Origin of the sequence: Pseudoalteromonas sp. P1-16-1b, from assembly GCF_001401785.1 — a bacterium.
GTDB lineage: Bacteria > Pseudomonadota > Gammaproteobacteria > Enterobacterales > Alteromonadaceae > Pseudoalteromonas > Pseudoalteromonas undina.
The window spans coordinates 26,428-42,728 of sequence record NZ_LKGQ01000028.1; the positions used below are offsets into that span (position 1 = coordinate 26,428).

The window sequence follows — 16,301 nt, forward strand, 5'->3', positions numbered from 1 at the left end:
CCACTTGCTAAGCATGGGCTCTAGCGGTTTATAACAAACATAACATCTACTTTGTTAATCTGAGTCAACTACGATAAAATAGCGCCAATATTTAAACCAGCTATAGGAAACCTCATGGTTGTTCTACACACAAACTTTGGTGATATCACCATTAAAATGCACGAAAGCGAAGCTCCAAATACAGTAAAAAACTTTTTAGAGTATGCAAACTCAGGTTTTTATAACGGCACTATTTTTCACCGTGTAATTGATGGTTTTATGGTTCAAGGCGGTGGTTTTGCATCGGGCATGGAACAAAAAGAAGTAAACGACCCAATTGAAAATGAAGCTAACAACGGCCTATCTAACAAAGTAGGTACTTTAGCAATGGCGCGTACGCCTGATCCACACTCAGCTACAGCGCAATTTTTCATTAACGTGAATAACAACGACTTTTTAAACCACAGCAGCGAAACGTCGCAAGGTTGGGGTTACTGTGTGTTTGCTGAAGTAGTAGAAGGCATGGACGTAGTAAATAAAATCAAAGGTGTTGCTACAGGTAGCAATGGTTTCCACCAAGATGTACCACTTGAAGATGTGGTAATTGAAAGTGTAACTGTAAGCTAAAACCCCCTTATTCTTCAAAGAATACATAAAGCGGGTATTCACCCGCTTTTATTTAACTGGAACTACCATGACTCGCCAAACCTACTTTATTGCCGATTTACATTTGAGTGAAAATCGCCCTGATATTACAGCGGCATTTTTTAAATTTTTACACTCCCATATTGCTCCTCAAAAAGTAGATGCGCTGTATATTTTAGGTGATTTTTTTGAAGTGTGGGTTGGTGACGATTATGTTAGCGAACTATCAGCAGCAGTTGCCAAACAATTAAAAGCAGTTAGTAACTCGGGTATCCCCATTTATTTTGTACACGGTAATCGCGATTTTATCATGCGTGAAAAATACGCCAATATGGCAGGAATGACCTTACTGAATGAGCAAACAGTGATCGACCTCTACGGCACTCCTACTGTCATTTTGCACGGTGATGAAATGTGTACTCAGGATATTGAGTATCAAAAGTTTCGTCAAAAAAGTCGTGGTTGGTGGTGGCCTAAACTTATGCTTGCTATGCCATTGTGGTATCGTAAAAAAATAGCGCGTGATGCACGTGAAAAAAGTAAACTTAGCCAAGCAGACAAACCTATAGAAATACTGGATGTGGTGCAAAGCGCAGTACTCGAAACCTTCGCCAAACATAACGTGGCTAATATGATCCACGGCCATACTCACCGCCCTGATGTACATACCTATGAAGTTAATAACCAAACGCTTACTCGCACAGTATTGGGCGATTGGTATACTCAAGGTTCGTATTTAGTGGTTACCCCCGAGTTACAACAATTAATTTCAACGCCTTTATAACGCTCCTAACAATTAATTGTAATGAGTTTTTGTGGCAAGCTCTGGCAGTAAAATAACAAATTGTGTTTTGTAGTCTTCATTACCGCCTAGATCAGATTGCAACGAAATCTCCCCTTTTAAAACTTGAGTTACCCATTGATAAACCATATATAAACCTAAACCCGTGTTACCTTTACCTCTAGCTGTAGTATAAAAGGGTTCAAATATATCTGCCTTTATCTCAGCGTTAATACCTTTACCATTATCTGACACGCTCAGCCTCACCCTATTATTAGTCGCTTGTTCAACTTTTATTTCAATTACGCCCTCCTGCTTTTCATCAAAAGCGTGATTTAGCGCATTGATCACTAAGTTTTCAACAACCTGAGAAATGATACCCGGCAAACTAACCACTTGTTTATTAAGTGAAAAAATAGTTTTCACTTTTATCGGCGAGCTTTTTAACCTAGAGTTTAATGTCAATAATAACTCTTGAATGATTTTTTCAATATCACATGCAATAAACTCATCATTATGGCGGTCAATCGCCATTTTTTTAAAGCTTTTCACCAACACCGCTGTTTTATTTAAGTTAACTTTTGCCAGTGCTAAGTTCTCTCCAATGCGTGTAGTTGTGTCTTCTAGGGTTGATTTAGTTAGCCCTTTCTTCATGGCTTCATTTAATTTATTCAATGCCATATCGGCATTAGAAACCGAAATAACGGCTCCTCCAATCGGGGTATTCATCTCATGGGCAACACCAGCAACTAACAACCCGAGTGAAGATAATTTTTGCGCTTCAATTAACCCCTCTTGTAATTTCTGTTGTTGTTTAATCGTTTCGTCAAGCTCTCGATTGACAATGCCCAGCTCTACTTTTTCTATATGCAACTTATGCGACAGAGTTACTAACTGGTTTTGAAACCTATACTCACGATAAATAAAGCCAAAACTTACTAAGCAGAGTACGCTGCTGCATAAAAGAGCTAGTTTTAATGCGACTTTTTGCGCGCTTAATAGAAGTTCATCGGGGCTACTGATAAGAATAATTAACTCTTTATCGGTGTTACTGATCTTTTCTGTGTTTTCACGTAGCGAAAAAATAGAAAAACGTCGATATGTATAAAGGCTATTATTAAAAAAATGCGAACCATACTCGACTTTGCCATCAATAATTTGCTGCCAAAACCGTGGTTCTTGAATGGCAAGCGTTTGCTCATTCTTACCATACATAAACCCCCACTCTAAGCGAGAATCTTTATTTAACAACCAAAAACCATCATGATTCAAAATGCTGATATGAGTACTTTCTTGGCTATAGCTTTTGATCTGATTAAATAGATAATCTAAGTTAAAATTGACCACCAATAGGCCATCTAAAAAGTAATTTTCTTCGCTAGTACGGTAGGTTACACGGATTGTTGGTTGGTGTGGTTTTATAATTTTGTTGCGTTCTATGTTTAAATCTATTTCTGTAGCAAAAATATCAGGCGCACTAATTTGCATCCCTTTTTGAAAGTAGTAACGGTTTTGCTTATTTTGCAACCCATCGGGCGCTACAATTTCGCCTGCACCATTCACTACATTAATACGGTATTGCTCCTGACCTTGAGTATCAAGCCAGCGGATTTGCGAGATATTATTAGAGATAGCGGCGAAATTTAAAAAATAGTTATTTACCTCATCTCTGATTTGTTCTTGTTGAAAGGGTTTGCCTTGTTTATCACTTTTTAATGCGGGTCCCTGTGCCAGTATAAGCGTGAGCTTTTTAATACTGCTGAGCTCTCTGGAAAAATCACTACTTATAAGTACTAACTTTTCATCTTGTTTGGTTTTTATGGTGTTTATTTTTTCTTGATATACTTGTTCATAAATAAGCCAGCCAACAAATAAAGTAATAAATAAACTAAACAAAGACTTTATCAGCACACTTTTTTTTGAGCCGACCGGCAAGCTGTTAAGGCTATTCATTCGCACTCACTTCAAACTGTTTTAGCCACACCACTAAATCTTTAAAAAATAATGGCTTAGCAAAGTAGTAACCTTGAGCCGTTTCACACCCCTGCTGTTGTAACCACTGGGCCTCAAATTCATTCTCAACACCTTCAGCAATCACCGAAAAGTCAAATTGCTTTGCCAAAGACAATATCATCTTAATCATGTATTGATTATTGTCATTAAACTCAAGGTCACTGACAAAGTAGCGATCTATTTTTATCGACGTAGACGGTATTTCATTAATGTGAGCCAAAGACGAATACCCCGTACCAAAGTCATCAATACTGACTTTCATACCCAAAGCAATGAACCGCTCAAGCGCTTCTTTAATTAAACTATAGTTGCTTATAGCTTGTGTCTCTGTCACCTCTAGCTCAAGCATAGAAGGCAAAATACTGTATTCTTCAATTTTAGTTTTTATTTGTTCAAAGTAGCTTGGTTCAACTAAATCATAAGAGGATGCATTAAATGCAACGGGTAAGTTGCAGCCTTGCTCTTTAAGTTGATTAATAGTCTCTAGTATTTTCTCAAAAATTACATGGTCTAGTTCATTAATTAATCCGGCTGTTTCCGCTAATTCTATAAATTCGTCGGGGGGAACAAAACTACCATCGGCTCTTTGCCACCTAGCGAGCGCTTCAAAACCAGCTGGTTTCAAGGTTGATAAGCTGATTTTGGGTTGTAATGCCACCTCTAAACTTTTATTACCTATAGCCGTTCTAAGCTCAGCCATCAACTCATAGCGACGAGTAATCTGATCTGTTTTTTCCTCAGTATGCTGAATATACTTTGCTTGGTTTGCCACCGTATAGTTAAGACTAGACTCTGCTAAGCTAATCACTTTTTCAGGTGTTAAGTTTAAAGCAGCGCTTAACTTCAACTCCAATATACGCACATCAATATATTGCTTCACCTGTTCAATTTCGAACTTTTGCTTATTTTGAAAGTAACTAATTGCATCTGAGATATCAAAGTCAACGCTGACTAGCATGCCAAATGTTTTATTACTAATTAATGCTATGCGCGGTTCATACTTAGCAAAAGAATCAACTATACTTTGATGGACTAGCTTCATTAATTTATTACAAAAGTCATTCCCGAAAGTAAACGCTTTTTCATCAAACTGATAAATATCAAAAATGACTAATCGCGTTTTTAGCCGCTCATGGGCATTCATATTCTTTATTTCACGGGTTAGCCAGTTACGGTTTTGCAAGTTAAGTGATACGTCGGTGTAAGCAAGTTCAGTTAAGCGATTCAACAACGAAATATTAGCAAATCCCGTGCTAACATTTTCACTAAATACTTTAAGTAAATATTCATTTTGCTCATTGATAGGGTTATCAGATTTTACAATCGTTATGTAGTCAGTACCCTGACCTTGCAATGTATGCGTTTCGAAAAAAAACACACTGTGATTTTTTGAGAATATATGACGACGCTCTCTGGTCGCTTGTTTAAAATCTTGCAGCATTTCTGCAGGCAGGTTAGGTTCCACAGGTTGCCCTTTAGTGCCACTAAAGCAACCATGTGTAGAAAGTATTAAACTTTCAGAGCCAGGGTTTACATTACTCGAGCAGAAAATACCGCCGCCTTCGGTTATTTTTAAAATATTACTAATTTCTTTAAGCACAGCATAAGAAAAAGAGGCCATGTCATGCTTACCGTTAATACTTCTAGACGCGTCTAGTACCAACTGTAAACCTTGTTTGGCTGACTTGATTTGTGAAATATATTCCCAAGTGCGCATGTTACTATTAACAATTGATTGCAGCTTCTCGGCAGAAATATCTGATTTATTCCAGTATTCATCGATATCAAGTACTTTCATGATATCGCTCTCTGGTGCAAAACCAGGTTGGCCTGTTAACAGCACAATACGCATTTCTGCGTTACCAATAACCTCTCGAATAGTATTTACTAAACGCAGACCTGAGTCATCCTCCTCCATTACTACATCTATAAATATGAGTGCGATGTCGGGGTGCATACTCAGCGCAAGAGCAGCCTCAGGCACAGAATTTGCTGTTAAAAGCTCGTATTTATAACCATCCTTGGCTTTTAATTCTTTTAAGCTATTAACTAACGCGTTCTGATAATCAAGGTCATCCTCAACGGTTAATATTTTCCATGCTTTCAGCTCTGTATCTGCTTGTTCTTCTTCAGCTGCAAATACAAATAATCCCTCTTTATCTTGCATATCTTCTCACCCAATAATAAATAAGGTATGACCTTGTTATTAAAATGAATTACAAAGCAATAAGTTAAATAATTTAAATAGTTATTCTAATATTAGGTGAGGGTATTGGATGTGTCTAATTTAAAAAGAATTTAATTAAAAGTAGCTGCTACAACAGTTTGCTGTTTAACTGGTAGCAGCTTCATGTGTAAATTATGCGGGTTGTTGGCAAGCAGTAATAGGTACGCCGCTATGAAATTTGAAGTCTTCATCGTCTGATGTAATTAGATGCGCTTCTATTTCAGCAAATTCTTTTACCCGCTCGGTAATATCAAAGTCAGCAATTTCTTGAGCAAGGGTTAAGTAATCTTGATAATGGCGAGCCTCTGAGCGAAGCAGTGAAATATAAAAGTCCCCTAAGCGTTTATCTACATGCGGGGCAAGCGCAGCAAAACGTTCACATGAGCGCGCTTCTATGTACGCACCTACAATAAGTTTATCAACTAATGCATTGGGCTCAAACGTTTTAACATTACGTAACATACCTTTAGCGTAACGACATGGGGTTATACTTTTATATTCAACGCCGTATTCATCCATAATTTCCAACACTTGATAAAAGTGATGCAACTCTTCTTTTATTAACATCACCATTTTATCAATTAAGTCTTGTCCATAAGGTGAGTTAGATTTAGGAATAATAGACTTTGTCAGTTTATTTTTAGCCGCTAAATCACGCCAGTTCCCCTCACGTTTATAAATAAGCGTTTCAAACGGTTTTAGCCACTCAAGCAGTGCATCACTGCTGTCTTTATCTACCGCATACTTACGGATTAAAAACATCGCACTTTGTGCCGCTTTTAGCTCACAAATTAAATGATCAATTAATATGATGGGTAAATTTTCTTTTTTGGTCGCCTGTTCAACCCACTCATCGGGGGTACTGCATAATAAAAAGTTGTTAATTGGCTCTAAAAGCTGGCTATGTGGCACGCTGACTACTCATTGCTATAAATTGCGATTATGTATTTTAACACGAAATAATGCCCTGAATAAAATAAACACACGCCCTTATTACAAGCATGTGGATAACTTGACTTTGCTTAGTTACTGAACCATAACTAAATGGACTGTATAAAAAACAAACCAACTATAACCAAACAGTAATATATCCTTTTATGGAGAGCACGCAATGATACTAAATCACCTATGGGGCTTATACGCCCATCCACTCGAAGAGTGGCAAACAATTGATAACCGTCACGAAAGCTTAACCTACAGCTTATCCCACATTTTGCTAATCGCTTTATTTCCCTCAGCAATGGGATACTACTCATCGGTTTACCTAGGCTGGAGTATAGGCACAGGTAACCCAGTTTTTTTAACCCATGAAAGCGCACTAATGATTGGCGCGGCTATGTACGTTGCTTTAATTGGCGGTGTATTTGCACTGGCCTACTTAGCGCATTGGATGGCGGTTACTTTTGGTGCTAAACCAACCTTTACCCAAACTATTGAGCTGGCAGCGTATACCGCAACACCGGTGTTTATGTCGGCATTGGCTGCCTTTTGGCCTGAGTTGTGGTTTGTGGTGTGTGTTGGGTTAGTGGCACTCGCTTACTCAGTTTATTTACTGTATACCGGCGTCCCTATTTTGATGCACATTCCGCAGGAGCGCGGCTTTATTTATGCAAGCTCTGTTGTCACCTGTGGATTAATTCTACTTGTTATTATTTTAGCGCTTACCGCCATGCTATGGACCAACGGTATAATCAGCCCTATGTTTACCTAAAAATTGAAAAACAAAAAAGGAGCGATTAAGCTCCTTTTTTTGTAACGCCGATAATGCTATCAGGCAGTATTATCACTGTTAATCAGATTCGTTTTCATCTTGGTTATGTATTTCTAAACCAGACGACATCGCGTTTTCGCGGGTGCTTTTAGCAGAATCGTTACGTAGCTTATCAATACGATTTAGATAGTCTTGATCAACATCGCCAGTAATGTATTGTCCATCAAACACTGACGTTTCAAACTTAGTGATTTCAGGGTTTTCTTGGCTAACTGCAGCAATTAAATCACTTAATGATTGAAAGATTAAACCATCAGAGCTTATGCTTTGGTTAATATCTTCTACTTCACGGCCATGTGCAATTAGTTCAGCCGCCGATGGCATATCTATACCGTATACATTTGGAAAGCGTATTTCCGGTGCAGCTGACGCAAAGTAAACATTTTTAGCACCAGACTCGCGTGCCATCTCAACTATTTGTGCTGAGGTAGTACCACGTACTATTGAGTCATCAACAAGTAGGACATTTTTACCTTTAAACTCACGGTCAATTGCATTGAGTTTTTGACGTACCGATTTTTTACGTAGCTCTTGGCCTGGCATAATAAACGTACGGCCAATATAGCGATTTTTAACAAAGCCTTGGCGGTAAGGTAAGTCAAGTACGCGTGCCATTTCTAAAGCGATATCACATGAAGTTTCTGGGATAGGAATAACGACATCAATGTCTTTATCGGCCCACTCACGTGCTACTTTCTCGCCTAGTTTTGTTCCCATATTTACACGTGCAGCATAAACCGACATACGATCAATGGTTGAATCCGGGCGCGCAAAGTAAACAAATTCAAAAATACATGGTGAGTAAGACACTTTATCTGCACAGGTAAAAGAATGAAACTCGCCTTTTTCAGTCACGTAAATAGCTTCGCCTGGGGCAACGTCACGAATAAACTCAAAGCCATCTGGCTTTAACGCCACACTTTCTGATGCAAACATATATTCAGTACCGGCAGCAGATTCACGTTTACCAAATACTAAAGGACGAATACCATTTGGATCGCGAAACGCCACAATACCATGACCGATAATCATGGCTATAGTCGCATAACCACCCGTCACTTTATTGTTAACTTCAGTAACCGCTGTAAAAATATCTTCAGGGTCTAATTTTAGTTTGTCTGGCTTACTTAGCTCATGTGCCATGATGTTAAGTAAAATCTCAGAATCAGAGGTAGTATTAACATGGCGACGTGCCTCTGAAAATAACTGCTCTTTTAACGACTCTGCATTGGTTAAGTTACCATTATGGGCAAGTGCTATACCAAAAGGAGAGTTCACGTAAAACGGCTGAGCCTCTGACGAGCTTGAAGAACCCGCTGTTGGGTAGCGCACATGGCCAATGCCAATGTTGCCTTGCAAACGTTTCATATGACGAGTGTGAAATACATCTTTCACTAGGCCATTTGCTTTGCGCAAGCTAAATGTATTGTTCTCAATAGTTATGATACCCGCAGCATCTTGGCCACGGTGTTGCAAAACGGTTAAGCCATCATAAATCGCCTGATTAACTGGCGATGTTCCGACTATTCCAACGATACCACACATGTAATTTATCCTCGCCGATTAACGGTTTACTGAATTTAAAAAGCTCGAGTTGTTTTCTAGGTACGAAAAGAACCATTCAACTACAAAGCCAAATTCTGGAATCAAAATAGAGTTGCCCCACCAATGCGTATTTGGCGCACCAGTAAAAGCATCAAGAAAGAAGAGTAACGCGCTCACGACCAACACGCCTCGAAGAGCACCAAACACCACACCAAAAACACGGTCTGTGCCGGATAATCCGGTTCGCTGTACAAGCTCACCTAAAATATAGTTTAGTAAACCGCCTAACAATAGCGTCGCAAAGAATAATATGGCAATGGCCGCTGCATTTCTTAAAAGGGGTTCAGAAATGGATGTTAGGAAGGAAGCTAAATATTGATAAAATAAGCTGGAGATGATGAAAGCCCCTGCCCATACCGCTAATGACATAGCTTCTTTAACAAAGCCGCGTATTAAACCGATGATGGTAGAGAGTGCAATAATGCCAATAATGGCGTAATCAACCCAGATCATAAGAACCAATTAGTCGCTAATTTTGGGCGCATTCTATACCTAAACCTCCCAGTGATGCAAGTTTAAGCGTGAGAATGCAGGTGAGTAAAAACATACAGTTTTTAGATAAAAAATAGCGTGAAATATACAGGCTAAAAGTAGGTGGAGATCTAGCCTTAACTTATGGAGTATAAGTTAGGTAAATGTGCAATATTAAGTTATAAGCACACTCACCTATTAGCGACTAAGTTATTTTGCCACTTCAAATTGAGTAACTTTACCGTTTAGTTTAGTTAGCTCTTTCAGCGCGGGAAGTTGGGACTGCAGCTCATTTTTACTTAATGACGGCCCTACAAATACTTTAGTTAACGTACCATTTGGCGTTTTAATTGGCCTAGTAAAGCTTTTAAAACCTTTCGTTTTTAGCTTTGCCTGCAACGCTTTTACATTTGCCGCATGAGAAAAACTACCAAGCTGAATGACATACGCCATACTTGTTAAGTTTTCATTGGTATTACGCGTAGCGTTATTTTGCTCGGTAGTGACTGTGTCTTGCTTTGTATCGGCTATGACCGCTTCAACCATTGCTGGCTGTGCAGTAACGTCAGTTTCAGCTGAGCTGTTTTGTTGCTCAAATGCAGCATCATCAGGCTGAATATTTTCAATTTCATCCTCTTTTAATGGTTCTGCATTTGCCACTTGCTGATCAATTGATTCTTGTAAATCAATGGTCTTGAACTCAGAGCGTTCTGGAATCGCTTTAAAGCCTTCTTTATAGTGCACTTTTTCACCATCGAGTATATTGGGAATAAACACAATTGCTGCGATCACCACAATACTTGTTCCGACTAAGCGATTAATAAAACCTGAGTTCACCGACATCCTCTCTATTTTTTAAAGTAATGAATAGCGCCAGCCACGGTAAAAAATGAGCCAAATACAATCAATAGTGTATTACTTGGCTGGCTTGGCAAAATAGCATCCAATGCTATCTCTACGTTGCTATAACCCTGTTTAAAATGACTATTGGGTATACTTGAAAGCGCCTGTTGAAGATGAGCTGCACTATCCCCTCGCGGGCCACCTAAGCTAGCCAACGACCATTCATCGACTACATCAGCCACTTCTTTAAGCACACCGACTTTATCTTTATCAGCAAGCATAGCGGCTAATGCATGAATTTTAAAGCCTTTATCTTTATAGCTTGCTAACTTAGTTGCTAAATAACGTGCCGATTCAGGGTTATGTGCCACATCGGTGTACACTAATGGCGACTCACTTAATTGTTGAAAGCGCCCTTCTACCACTAAGTTGGCTATGCACTGAGTTATCACTTCATCACTTGGTAATAAATCTAGCACCGACAATGTCGTTAACGCAGTGGCCACATTTTGACACGGGATGGCCGGTTTAGGTAACTCGAGATTATGTGCTTTAAATTGCCAACTAAAACTTTGCTCATGCTCTTTAAAAATAAAGTCGCTGCCCGATAGCACCATATTAGCGTTAATTTCTTTGCCATAATCGGTCATTGTATGCGGGATATTTAAATCCCCAATAATTGCCGGGGTACTCTCTCTAAAAATTCCCGCCTTGTCATAAGCCACCAGCTTACGGGTATCACCTAAATATTCTTTATGATCTAAATCGATGGTGGTGATCACACTAGCAAATGGGGTAACAATATTGGTCGCGTCAAAACGCCCGCCCAAACCGACCTCTAACAACACGTAGTCAACTTCTAAGCGTTTAAATATAGCCAACGCGCCTAAGGTACCATATTCAAAATAGGTTAATGGTGTGTCACCACGTCCTTGCTCTAGTAAATTAAACGCATCGACATGGTATTGATCGTCAAGCTCTGCCCCATTAACGCGTACACGTTCGTTATAGCGAACTAAATGAGGTGAAGCATAGGTGCCAACACAATAACCCTGGGCTAATAATAATGACTCTAAACAACGTGCTGTTGTTCCTTTGCCATTGGTGCCTGCAATAAGAATGATTTTACTTGAGGAAGTTAAAAGCTCTATGTTGTTAGCAACACGAGCAACGCGCTCTAAGCCCATTTCTATATTAGCAGGGTGAACACTCTCTAAATAACAAAGCCAATCATCAAGGCTTGATGATTGGCTAGGAATTGTTTTTGTCATAGCATGTAATCAGTAAAGCTGAAATTTACGCTACTCTATGCTCTTGTTCCGTAGAAGGCAAGTTCATAAACTTTGCTAAGATACGTGCTAGCGTATCGCGCATTTCTCGACGGTCAATAATCATGTCGATTGCGCCGTGCTCTAATAAAAACTCACTGCGTTGGAAACCCTCAGGCAGTGTTTCACGCACGGTTTGTTCAATAACACGCGGACCTGCAAAACCAATCAAAGCTTTAGGCTCGGCAACATTAATATCACCAAGCATTGCCAATGATGCTGATACACCACCCATTGTTGGGTCAGTCATTACCGAGATGAACGGTAGGCCTTTTTCGGTCATTTTAGCAAGTGCAGCACTGGTTTTAGCCATTTGCATAAGTGACATTAGCGCCTCTTGCATACGTGCACCGCCAGATGCAGAAAAACAAATCAGCGGCATATTATGCTCTAAACATTGGTCAACCGCGTCAACAAAGCGAGCACCTACAACCGATGCCATTGAGCCACCCATAAATGAGAATTCAAATGCAACTGCAGCAACCGGAATACCTTTTAAGTTCCCTTTCATTGCAACCAGTGCGTCTTTTTCACCGCTTGACTTTTGAGCTGCATTAATACGATCTGAGTATTTTTTAGAGTCTCTAAATTTAAGCACATCTTTAGGTTCGTGTTGAGCGCCTAATTCATGACGGTCACCGTCATCTAAAAATTGTTCAAGACGCTTACGACCACTAACACGCATATGATGGTCGCACTTAGGGCATACATTTAGTGATTTTTCTAATTCTGCTTTATATAAAATTGAATCACATGACGTACATTTAGCCCATACACCTTCTGGAATTTCTTTACGACCTGAAGATTTAGTCGTTTTTGGTAAGATTTTTTCTAGCCAACTCATTTGCAACTCTCTTAATGCTGTTCTGTGTCGCGAGTCTACATGTTAACCATGCAAACAAATTTTTCCAATTAAAACATGAATTACGCTATCAAGGTATAAAAAACTGGTCTTAGTAGTTAGCCCTACGAATAATAGCGTATAAAAATAACCACCTGATTACCTTTTAAATATCGGTATCGGCTAAAAACAATGGCCCCAACGGCGTTCTAGGAATATTAAAGTGTTCTGGGTAATCAACATCTACTAAATATAAACCCGCCGCTTTTGCTGTGGCGCTCGCTTTGGCCCGCTCTTTAACATCTAACAGCTCTTTTAACCAAATTGGTTCATGTTTATGTAAACCGATATCCATTAAACACCCGGTAATATTACGTACCATATGATGCAAAAACGCATTGGCTTTAATATCAATAATGACATAAGCACCTTGGCGCTGTACCGATAAATGATGAATCGTTCGCGTTGCCGTATTAGCTTGGCAGTGAAGCGCTCTAAACGATGTGAAATCGTGCTCACCTAATAAATATTGGCAAGCCTGCTGCATTTTCACTTCATCTAAAGGATGATGAAAATGGGTAACACCTTCATTTAATACCGCACCACGAAACGCATAATTATAAATAACATAACGATAACGACGAGCAGTGGCACTAAAGCGAGCATGAAAGTCTTCAACCACAGGCTGGGCAAAACGAATAGCAATGTCTTTTGGTAATAAGGTATTCATGCCTAATGTAAAGGCCACCATTTCACGCTCAGCATGGGTATCAAAATGCACAACTTGACCAGTGCCATGAACACCGGCATCGGTGCGCCCTGCACATACAATTTCAACCGGATGATTACAAATGCGCGACAACGCTTTTTCTACTTCTTGTTGTACGCTATTTACATGAGATTGACGCTGCCAACCACTGTAACGCGCGCCGTTGTATTCTACTCCAAGTGCTACTCGCATAATTACTGCTTTACCTACTGTGCTAATCGACGCTGCATTTTATGCTATATGGCGTTCCAATAAAAGCAGCGAACTAAGGTTCCTAACTATGCGATACAAAAAACCCGTTATTAGTGTTAGCCAATAACGGGTTTTACAGCTTAGTTATCCTTTCCAGGACTTAGCTATTGTTAGTTTTTCAGCTTAGCTTTTAGATTTTGTGCTTCTTCTTGCACATCGTCTGGGCCATTATTAATAATCTCATCTAAAATTTTAACTGCCGAGTCAGCATCATCTATCTCTATATATGCGTGAGCAAGATCAAGCTTTGCCGAGTAACCACCACTTTGAGTATCAACATCCATAGGGTTATCACCAGCAAGTAATGAATCGTAGTCACCCAAACCAACATCCATATCGACGTCGGTGTAAGGTTCGTGATCTATATCCGCATCATCACTTTGCTCTAGTAATGCATCAATATCAACAAAGTCATCTTGATCTAATGGCTCAGTAACCTCAGGTTGCTCAGTGGGCTCTTGCAACGATGGTGCTTTATCATCAGCTAAATCTTCGTTAAGTAAGCTATTAAAATCAACATCGAATTCACTGCTGTCGCTTAAATCAACATCATCAGGTTCAGCCAACTCATTCAGTAATGAATCAAAATCTGTTTGCGTTAAATCAGCCATGAACTCATCATCTAGTTCATCATCTGAAATCATTTCTGATTCTGACGGTACTGACGTTTGCGTTAAATCAGCTTCACGATCAGCATTTGTTTGCTGATCGGTAAATTCAGCTGACTCTGTTAACGCATCAAGCTGATCATCATCAAAATCATCGTTAGAGCTAACAGCTTGCTCATCTGCAGCTTGTTCAGTCAGATCTGCAGACTCTGAAATATCATTATCTAAAGCTTGCTCTATCTCTAACTCTGAAAACTCATTGTTAAGTAACAGCTCATCATCAAAATCATCTTCTAGGCTATCGAGATCGTTACCTGCTGATAGAGCATTAGCGAGATCTTGCTCTGCTTGGCTGGGTGACATGCCTGTGGCATCACCATCTAAATTATCACCTTGTAGCTCTTCTGGAGTTAGTGATTGTTGCTCTTCATCAGATAAAGGCAGTTCATCATCCAGCTCTAACTCAGGATACTCCTCAAGTTCTTCACTTGGGGTGATTATTTCAGGCTCATATAGCTCATCGTCTTCTGACGATAAATCGTTGCTTTGGATATCGCCAGCAAGCGGATCATCGCCTAAATCAATTTCCTCTTCATCAAGATCATCGTCTAAGTCATCCATTGACCAATCAGGTACTTGTTCATCCTCATCGCCTGTTTGCTCAAGCTCACTTAAAAGATCATCGACACTTTTGAAGTTTTCATCGTTGTATTCGTCAAGCGCATCTTCTGGGTCGAGTAAAGTAGAAGACGTATCGGTAAAATCATCTTCTGATCCAACATCAGACTCTGCTTCAAGTTCTGGCTCTGCTTCAAGCTCAGGCTCTGCTTCAAGCTCTGGCTCGGCTTCAAGTTCAGGCTCTGCTTCAAGTTCAAGCTCTGCTTCAAGTTCAGGCTCTACTTCAAGTTCAGGTTCGACTTCAAGCTCTGGTTCTACTTCAAGCTCAGGCTCTGCTTCAAGTTCTGGTTCGGCTTCAAGCTCAGGCTCGACTTCAAGCTCAGGCTCGACTTCAAGCTCAGGCTCGGCTTCAAGTTCTGGTTCGGCTTCAAGTTCAGGCTCTGCTTCAAGCTCTGGTTCGGCTTCAAGTTCTGGCTCTACTTCAAGTTCAGGCTCTGCTTCAAGTTCAGGCTCTGCTTCAAGCTCTGGCTCTGCTTCAAGCTCAGGCTCTACTTCAAGTTCAGGCTCGGCTTCAAGTTCAGGCTCTGCTTCAAGCTCTGGCTCTGCTTCAAGCTCTGGCTCTGCTTCAAGCTCTGGCTCTGATTCAAGTTTAGGCTCGGCTTCAAGCTCAGGCTCGACTTCAAGTTCAGGCTCTGCTTCAAGCTCTGGCTCTACTTCAAGTTCAGGCTCTATTTCAAGCTCAGGCTCGACTTCAAGTTCAGGCTCTGCTTCAAGCTCAGGCTCGACTTCAAGCTCTGGCTCTGCTTCAAGCTCAGGCTCGACTTCAAGTTCAGGCTTTGCTTCAAGCTCAGGCTCGACTTCAAGCTCAGGCTCGACTTCAAGCTCAGGCTCTACTTCAAGCTCTGGCTCGGCTTCAAGCTCAGGCTCTGCTTCTGGTTCAGATTGCTCGTCTAAGCCATCAACTGACCAATCAGGTGCTTCTACATAATCATCACTTGTTTGTTCTAACTCGCTCAGTAGCTCATCAACGCTATCAAGGTTTTCATCATTGTACTCATCAAGCGCATCTTCTGGATCGAGTAAATTAGAAGACGTATCAGTAAAATCATCTTCTGATTCAACATCAACTTCTGGCTCTGCTTCAACTTCTGGCTCTGCTGCAATTTCTAGCTCTGCTGCAACTTCTGGCTCTGCTTCAGTTTCTGGCTCAGGCTCAAGCTCAGGCTCAAGCTCAGGCTCAGGCTCAGGCTCAGCAAAAGATGAAGCGATAGATTCTACATCTTCACTATTTAACTCTTCTTGCGCGTCAGTTAAATCTTCAATTGAGTCCGCCAATGCATGATCTATTTCAGAATCATGAACATCACTTTCAGGTTGCTCAGTATCTAGTACATCGTCAATATCTACTTCGTCTTCTTCAACTAAGCTGTCGATATCTGGCTCTTCAATTTGAGCTTCAGTAGTAGTTGGTTGCTCAGCATCGAGCAATTCATCAATATCAACTTCATCGTCTTCATCAACTAGGCTATCGATATCAGGCTCTTCAGTTT

Annotated in this window: 13 protein-coding genes; 3 read left to right on the top strand and 10 right to left on the bottom strand. The window is 40.2% G+C overall.

Features of this window, described 5'->3' with window-relative positions:
- The first annotated feature begins 114 nt into the window (after positions 1-114).
- Positions 115-606, top strand: a complete 492-nt coding sequence (locus AN392_RS16160) for a peptidylprolyl isomerase (protein WP_008111051.1) — start codon at positions 115-117, stop codon at positions 604-606.
- A gap of 67 nt (positions 607-673) precedes the next feature.
- Entirely contained in the window at positions 674-1,408 is a 735-nt protein-coding gene (locus AN392_RS16165; protein ID WP_055013266.1) for a UDP-2,3-diacylglucosamine diphosphatase, read from the top strand.
- Positions 1,409-1,420: 12 nt separating this feature from the next.
- On the opposite strand, the gene AN392_RS16170 is transcribed toward AN392_RS16165, so the two are convergent.
- The 3 genes from AN392_RS16170 to miaE form a co-directional block, all read right to left on the bottom strand.
- Positions 1,421-3,358: a sensor histidine kinase gene (locus AN392_RS16170; protein WP_010388057.1), complete on the bottom strand. Its 1,938-nt coding sequence runs from the start codon at positions 3,356-3,358 to the stop codon at positions 1,421-1,423.
- Positions 3,351-5,585, bottom strand: a complete 2,235-nt coding sequence (locus tag AN392_RS16175; protein WP_055013267.1) for an EAL domain-containing protein — start codon at positions 5,583-5,585, stop codon at positions 3,351-3,353. The genes AN392_RS16170 and AN392_RS16175 overlap by 8 nt, the downstream gene beginning before the upstream one ends.
- Before the next feature lie 192 nt (positions 5,586-5,777).
- On the bottom strand, positions 5,778-6,557 hold the full coding sequence (miaE, locus tag AN392_RS16180; RefSeq protein ID WP_054202395.1) for a tRNA isopentenyl-2-thiomethyl-A-37 hydroxylase MiaE: 780 nt from the start codon (positions 6,555-6,557) through the stop codon (positions 5,778-5,780).
- A gap of 199 nt (positions 6,558-6,756) precedes the next feature.
- Between miaE and AN392_RS16185 the strand changes: the two genes are divergently transcribed.
- Entirely contained in the window at positions 6,757-7,356 is a 600-nt protein-coding gene (locus tag AN392_RS16185; protein ID WP_008111059.1) for a Yip1 family protein, read from the top strand.
- A gap of 78 nt (positions 7,357-7,434) precedes the next feature.
- Here the strand turns inward: AN392_RS16185 and purF are convergent, their stop codons facing one another.
- From purF to AN392_RS16220, 7 genes are all read right to left on the bottom strand, one after another.
- Positions 7,435-8,961 carry an amidophosphoribosyltransferase gene (gene purF / locus AN392_RS16190; protein WP_008468349.1) on the bottom strand — a complete coding sequence of 509 codons (1,527 nt, stop codon included), beginning with the start codon at positions 8,959-8,961 and terminating at the stop codon, positions 7,435-7,437.
- An 18-nt stretch (positions 8,962-8,979) separates the two neighbouring features.
- A complete protein-coding gene (locus tag AN392_RS16195; protein WP_008111063.1) occupies positions 8,980-9,474 on the bottom strand; it encodes a CvpA family protein in 495 nt (164 codons plus the stop codon).
- A 228-nt stretch (positions 9,475-9,702) separates the two neighbouring features.
- A complete protein-coding gene (locus AN392_RS16200; protein ID WP_055013268.1) occupies positions 9,703-10,329 on the bottom strand; it encodes an SPOR domain-containing protein in 627 nt (208 codons plus the stop codon).
- A gap of 11 nt (positions 10,330-10,340) precedes the next feature.
- Positions 10,341-11,606, bottom strand: a complete 1,266-nt coding sequence (folC, locus tag AN392_RS16205; protein WP_055013269.1) for a bifunctional tetrahydrofolate synthase/dihydrofolate synthase — start codon at positions 11,604-11,606, stop codon at positions 10,341-10,343.
- Between the two features lie 25 nt (positions 11,607-11,631).
- Positions 11,632-12,507: an acetyl-CoA carboxylase, carboxyltransferase subunit beta gene (accD, locus tag AN392_RS16210; RefSeq protein WP_008111068.1), complete on the bottom strand. Its 876-nt coding sequence runs from the start codon at positions 12,505-12,507 to the stop codon at positions 11,632-11,634.
- 163 nt (positions 12,508-12,670) lie between these two features.
- On the bottom strand, positions 12,671-13,465 hold the full coding sequence (gene truA, locus AN392_RS16215; protein WP_008111070.1) for a tRNA pseudouridine(38-40) synthase TruA: 795 nt from the start codon (positions 13,463-13,465) through the stop codon (positions 12,671-12,673).
- 170 nt (positions 13,466-13,635) lie between these two features.
- On the bottom strand, positions 13,636-16,301 hold a 2,666-nt coding region (locus AN392_RS16220), incomplete at its 5' end, for a FimV/HubP family polar landmark protein (protein ID WP_327078074.1).

Bases quoted from the DNA above. Each gene is read 5' to 3' on its own strand.
- AN392_RS16165 (WP_055013266.1), top strand. From the start codon at position 674: ATGACTCGCCAAACCTACTTTATTGCCGATTTACATTTGAGTGAAAAT.
- AN392_RS16185 (WP_008111059.1), top strand. From the start codon at position 6,757: ATGATACTAAATCACCTATGGGGCTTATACGCCCATCCACTCGAAGAG.
- truA (WP_008111070.1), bottom strand. From the start codon at position 13,465: ATGCGAGTAGCACTTGGAGTAGAATACAACGGCGCGCGTTACAGTGGT.
- accD (WP_008111068.1), bottom strand. From the start codon at position 12,507: ATGAGTTGGCTAGAAAAAATCTTACCAAAAACGACTAAATCTTCAGGT.
- AN392_RS16195 (WP_008111063.1), bottom strand. From the start codon at position 9,474: ATGATCTGGGTTGATTACGCCATTATTGGCATTATTGCACTCTCTACC.
- AN392_RS16175 (WP_055013267.1), bottom strand. From the start codon at position 5,585: ATGCAAGATAAAGAGGGATTATTTGTATTTGCAGCTGAAGAAGAACAA.
- folC (WP_055013269.1), bottom strand. From the start codon at position 11,606: ATGACAAAAACAATTCCTAGCCAATCATCAAGCCTTGATGATTGGCTT.
- purF (WP_008468349.1), bottom strand. From the start codon at position 8,961: ATGTGTGGTATCGTTGGAATAGTCGGAACATCGCCAGTTAATCAGGCG.
- AN392_RS16170 (WP_010388057.1), bottom strand. From the start codon at position 3,358: ATGAATAGCCTTAACAGCTTGCCGGTCGGCTCAAAAAAAAGTGTGCTG.
- AN392_RS16160 (WP_008111051.1), top strand. From the start codon at position 115: ATGGTTGTTCTACACACAAACTTTGGTGATATCACCATTAAAATGCAC.